Annotated in this window: 1 protein-coding gene; it reads right to left on the bottom strand. The window is 43.0% G+C overall.

What is annotated here, in order from left to right; all coding sequences use genetic code 11:
- Positions 1-110: 110 nt before the first annotated feature.
- Complete coding sequence (locus K1I44_RS11755; RefSeq protein WP_219986238.1) at positions 111-6,272, bottom strand: pullulanase X25 domain-containing protein; 6,162 nt, start codon at positions 6,270-6,272, stop codon at positions 111-113.
- Between the last annotated feature and the right edge of the window lie 280 nt (positions 6,273-6,552).

Here is a 6,552-nt window from a genome sequence, read left to right on the forward strand (position 1 = left end):
GTTATAAAACTATAAAATACATAAAATATTATAATATTCTTTTTTTTATTGGTATACGAAAAATTTCGACACTTTACGACAAAAAAAGTAAGACCTCCTGCTCGGAGGCCTTACATCAACTTCGCCTTTGTTAAAAACTCTGCTAACACCTTTGCCATTTCTGCACGTGTCATTCGACCTGCTGGATCAAATGTACCGTCTGGGCGACCTTGTACGATCCCTGCTTGATATATTGCTTCAATAGCTTGTCTTGACCATGCTGGCATTTGACTCGCATCACGGAAATCCGCTAGTTTCTTCGTTTCATCTTTTGCCGCCTTGTCAAAGTTGACGAACGAAAGGTTAAGAGCACGCTCGATCATAACAGCTGCTTCGGCGCGTGTAATCGGCTCATTTGGTGCAAACGTGCTTAGCGTCTTTCCTTGAATGATACCTAGTTTGACTGCAGCCGCTAATTCACCGTTTTTGTTAAACCATTCTGTTCCTTTTACATCAGCAAATCGACCGTCATATGTTTCACTAGGCAACGCGAGGGCACGCACAAGCAATACGGCAAATTGTGCACGCGTCATCGGTTCATTTGGTCGGTACGCCGTCTCTGTTACCCCGCGAACGAGCTGTTTTGCTGCCAACGAATCAATATACGGCTTCGCCCAATGTTGACCGACATCCGCAAACGTCGTTGTTCCTTCGACAACAACATACGTCGAGTTCGTTAACGACTTCGCTACCGCTTTTTGATCGACGAACGTTGTCGGTACTGGAGTCAATGACCCATCATCGTTTACGCGCACAACTACCGCGCGATTTGGCTGAACAGGTTGTTTGAGCGCAATCTCTCGCTCGACATATTGAGTAAAGCGATCAATGGCTTGTTCCTTTCCATTTGCTTTTGCGACAACGTGGAACTGTACCGCATCAGACAACGTTTTAACCCGTAATTGTGGCGCATCTTTTACTTTCATCTCGATGGAAATGCTTACTTGATCTACCGTCGTTCCGAGCTGTTTAGCCACTTGATCTACTGCTTGCTTCACTTCTTTTGCTGGCAATTTATACACCGCTTGTTCACTCGCACTAACAATCGTCGCATCGGATTGTTTATTAGCTGCTTGAACAAACAACGCCGCAGGTACGTCCACTTTTGTTACCACATCTTTAACGAGCGAACCTGTGGAAATGACGACTTGTTTCTTTTCATTTGAAAGTTCGTTGACAATCGTTGCGATATCGTTCGACGAAACGGTAGCAACTTTTTCAACAACTTTTCCATCTCTTTCTTTCACTTCCACTTTCGGCTCAACAACAACTGCACCTTTTTCTGGCGTTGTGCCACTTCCTGGTGTTGTACCGCTTCCCGGTGTTGTGCCACTTCCTGGTGTTGTGCCACTACCCGGCGTTGTACCGCTACCTGGTGTTGTGCCACTTCCTGGTGTTGTGCCACTACCTGGTGTTGTACCACTTCCTGGTGTTGTGCCACTACCTGGTGTTGTGCCACTTCCCGGTGTTGTACCGCTTCCTGGTGTTGTGCCACTTCCTGGTGTTGTGCCACTTCCTGGTGTTGTACCGCTTCCTGGTGCTGTGCCGCTGTCTGGCTGCTCAGTTAACACCCCTTCACGTAATTGCTTCGTTTCAATGTTTAACACATAACTTTTCGTATTTTTCGCAATGGCTCCACCGTCATTTTTGAAAATATTCGCCTTGCTTTCTTCAGAAGGCTCAATATGGATAGCTACTTCTTTTTGGTTTGCATTCGGTGTGAACGTGTACGTAAATGACATATCATCGTGAATCGTTACATGTTCTTTATTGATCGTGAGCACACCGCCTTTAATGGCGTTTCCTTTTATCGTGACGCGATCGCCATCTTTTTTCACTTCTTCAATAACGACAGGCATATCGATCCAACGTAAAATGTAATCTTGAATGATCATTTTGTTATTGCCTTGATTTTGTACCGTAACTTTTAACTCCGTTCCGATTGCGCCATAGCCATAATAGCTAACATCATCATCTGTTTGATCATCACGTGTATGATCAGCTAATCCTTCTTGATCCCAAGACGCTCCTTTTACATATTTGTAGTTGATCGTCTCACCTTCTTGCAGTTCCGTTGTAAACTCCCAATCCGGTGTTACCGCTCCACCACGCGTCATTTCCCAAGCTCCTGTGTTCCAACCGTTCAAGCTGTTTGGAATAGTAATGCGCGTATCTAACGGCGTGTAACTAGGCGCTCTCACTTTAAACGTCACTTGAACCATAACGATGTTCGGTGTTACTTCCACCGCATTGGATTCGACAACATTTCCTGCTCGGTCGTACAGTTTTACGACATATGTGTACGTTTTTCCGTTTTCTACATCATAATCTGTAAATGATGTGCTAATCGTTGTTGTCGTATGAATCACTTGACCGTCGCGCTCAATGACTACCATATAAGCATCATGATCGTCTCTTTCAATAAACGACCATGATAAATTTACTTGACCAGATTCGACATCTGGTTGCAAGAGCTGAATGCCCTTTGCTGGTGCTTGTTGATCTGCCTCATTTGCAGTGAGTGTAAACGTTTCTTCTTCTGTATACACCCAACTGTCACCGAGATTTGTTGTAAAGCCGTAACGATACGTGTACGTTCCCGAAACTAACGGGATAAACGATGCTCGGAATACGTTATCTTCACCGTCTTGACGTTCGTATGCCGCCTGCACGTTTTCCCACTTTTCATGATTCGGTCTTTTCACTTGTAATACAGCTTCTAAACCGTCCGCTAAGCCGTGCTTTGTTACATCATCAATGCGCACTTTCGCTTCAACAACGATCGCTTTTGCCAAGTCCAAAACATCATCGCTTACGATGTCCACATGTACAATATGCTGCTCATTTAAAGGATAATGTGGCACGACGCGATTCGTTTCTACTTTAGCCGACTCATTTCCGTTTTCATCAACAGCTGTAACAGCAAAATAATACGCTGTTCCATTTTTCAGACCATCAATGATAGCCTTTTCCTCATTCGTCTCTTTCACGAACGTATAACCTGCACCTTTTAACGTGGATTGATAAATGCGATAAATCGGTGCATCACCTTCCCACGTTAACGTCACTTGTCCAACGCCTGCTGTCGCTTGAACGTTCGTCACCTCATTCGGCATATTAACAGTTACTTTTCCAAACAACATGCGTCCATCGAGGGCAGGAATGTTTAGCTGTACCTTTCCGTTCGATACTGTCACTTCATATTCGTCATGTAGTTCATCAACAAAGCTTGTTCCATTCGGAATGATTGAAGAAACATCCAACTGTACCGTTTGCGCGCTATTCCCACGGTTCATCGCGATAAGCGCAACATCTTTTCCGTACTGACGGGCAAAGACGTACACATCACCTTTCGCATATACTGTCTCAATTGTTCCTTTCGCTAATACATCTTGATGCTTCGTGCGAATCGCACCTACTTTTTGATAATGTGCAATAAGCTCCTTGTCTTCGCTTCCCCACGGATACGTACGACGATTGTCTGGATCTTTAGAGCCTGTTACACCTGCTTCATCGCCGTAGTAAATCGTTGGTGCTCCCGGATAACCCATTTGGAAAATTACAGCCACTTTGGAACGTTGTTTACCAAGTTGCTCATTATAGTTCGGATCAAGTTCAGCACGCTCGTACGAATCTGTTCCGTTCCCAAGCAAGAAGATGGCACGCGCCGTATCATGTGAGCCGATAAGGTTCATTAGCGCATAAAAAGCTTCTTCCGGATAATCTTCACGAATAGCTGTTAATCGCGCATCGATTTCCTCTGCTTTACCGTTTCGTAAAAAGTCTAATACAGCTCCGCGGAAACGGTAGTTCATGACTGAATCGTATTGATCACCAAGGAAGTATTTTGATGCATCATCCCAAATTTCACCGAGAATTAACGGCTGTTGTCCGTTTTTGAGCGTTGGCCCACGGTCATAGTCACCTTGCAACAACTCTTTACGAAACTCACGCCAAAACTCCGTATCCACCTCATTAGCTACATCTAAACGCCAACCGGATGCTCCGCGCGTAATCCAACTTTTAGCAACAGAATCTTGCTCGTAAAAAATGTAGTTTGCGAGTTGCTCATTATTTAATTCGCTCGCATACTGTACTTTCGTTCCAGTGACAGACTTAAATTCTGGTAAACTATCAAATCCCCACCACGATTGATATTTGTATACACCATTTACTTTTTCATTCTCGATATTGAACCATAAATGAAATCCGTACGGACTGAACTGTTGTCCCTCATCTTTAAACTTTTGTTCTACTTGAGCACGTGCTTCCTCTTCCGACAACCCTTTATCGTTCATTAAATCGTATACAGCCGACCAATATTCATATGCTCCAACAGTCGGGTATTTTCCGTAACGATCAAAGTAAATAGAATCGTCTGATACGTGATTAAATACACCGTCTAAAATAAGATGCATACCGCGTGATGCAATCGCTTTCACAAATGATTCAAACTCTTCAGGTGTTCCGAACATCGGATCAATTTCTTTAAAATCTTGTGCATCATACTTATGGTTTGATGGCGCATGCGCAATCGGGTTTAAGTAAATTGTATTTACACCTAAAGACTGCAAGTAATCTAACTTTTGTTCAATTCCTGCAATGTCTCCACCAAAAAAGTCGTTATTCCAAAACCCGTCGCCATCATATCCAGGAGTATCTTTCATACGTGGATTGTCAGGAAGTTGCGACCACTCCCGATACTCAATTGGCTCATTTCCACGCCCATATTCTTTCACTTTGTCGTTATTTGGATTTCCATTAAAGAAACGATCAGGGAAAATTTGATATACAACCGCCTGTTTCATCCAATCTGGCGTTTTATAGTTTGGGTCATATACAGTCAATTGGAATAATTCTGCGTTTTTATCTACCGCTCGTCCCCATTGACCTTCTTGTGTATCCTCACCATACTCTGCTTTAGCTGCACCGTCCATCGCGATAAATTTATAGCCATATAACCCTTTTTCTTCAGGAGTGAATGTCGCTTCCCAATATTCATCGTCTCCGATCACTCCTACTTTGCTCATCCCGTACAACTTCGCCGTTCCTGTCGTTGTATTCTTCACATACACGTTCGCTTTCGTTACATCGCCTTTTTTCGCAGCTAAACGTAACGTCACTTCCGTTCCTGCTTTCACTGCTCCAAACGGCTGACGATATAAAGAGTCCCACGTATTATGCTTTAAACGATCTTTGTCAACGTTGCCATCCGAACCTGTTGGACTGTAGTCTGTATATAACTCCTTTGTTTTTGCGTTAAAGAAGAACGTAATTGTCGTTTCTTCTAACACGTTTAATTTAGCATTATCTTGAGGATAACTTTCATCCCAACTATTCCCTAACGTCACTTTAAATTCATAGTTTCCTTTTGGTACACGAGCAGTAAATGTGTAAATGAAGTCGAAGTTATTATCGACTAAAAATGCACTCGACGTCTCTGGCGTCCAACCATCGACTTCTTTTTCATAGCCGATCGCAGGCAAAATCGTTCCGACTAATCGCGGCTGTTTTTCTTTTGGAATCGGCGTATACCACGTTGAATCAGCGATCGCATGAGTACTATCGTGGTAATAAAACGTTACTTCTGTCTCTTTTTCAAGCGTGAAAGAAATGTTTCCACCGTTCCGTCCACCTGCACCATAGTTTTCATCCCAGCTTCCGTTTATCGCGATTTTGTACTCATACGTACCTGCCGGGAGTACACCAGTGAACGTGTACAAGCCGTTTCCTTCATGCTTCATGACGGTAGCTGTCGCTGTCGGATCCCACTCTTTTTCATGCCCAAGCTCATTTTGTAAATTGCCAACGAGCGTCACAACACGCTCCTGCTGCTGAGCAGGTTGACCGACTACGACAACGCTATTTTTTCCGCCATATCCATCATCTGCTTCGTTGTTATTTAATGGATCTGTCATCCAATTTCCGTCTACAACAAATTTGTACATGTACGTTCCATCTGGAAGCGTTTTTGTTACTGACCAAATATGATCGCTTTCTTTCGTCAATTCAATCTTTTTCTCACCATCTGTTTGCCAGTCATTAAACGATCCGACCAGCAAAACAGACTGTTCTTCTCCCGTTCCAACGTAGCGAAATGTCACATCGTTTCCGTTGACAACAGGGCTTTGCACTGGTTCATTTGCGCGAACGATTGCGCTAAATGAAAACAACTGTGCAAAAAGCAAAAAGATTGAGAAATAAGCGACATACTTTCTCCATCTTCCCTTCACCATTTGCTCCTCCTTTATTTAAATTTTCTTTCAAGTGAAACCGTTTGCACAAAGGGGTATAACAGTAAGGGGGATGCAAACAGCTTCACTTACTAAGTATCGTACATAAAAAATTAAAAAATTTCAACAAAATATTTTTGAATTTTTTGCGTATATATACATGCACTTTAAAGTGATAACTTCTGTATGAACACCTTTTTACATGGTTATACTGCTCCTAAATACTCATGTGTAAAAGGAGCGGAAAGGACATGAAACGTCTTAAAATTACAAATGATCA

This window comes from Anoxybacillus sp. ST4, assembly GCF_019448545.1.
Classification (GTDB): domain Bacteria; phylum Bacillota; class Bacilli; order Bacillales; family Anoxybacillaceae; genus Anoxybacillus; species Anoxybacillus pushchinoensis.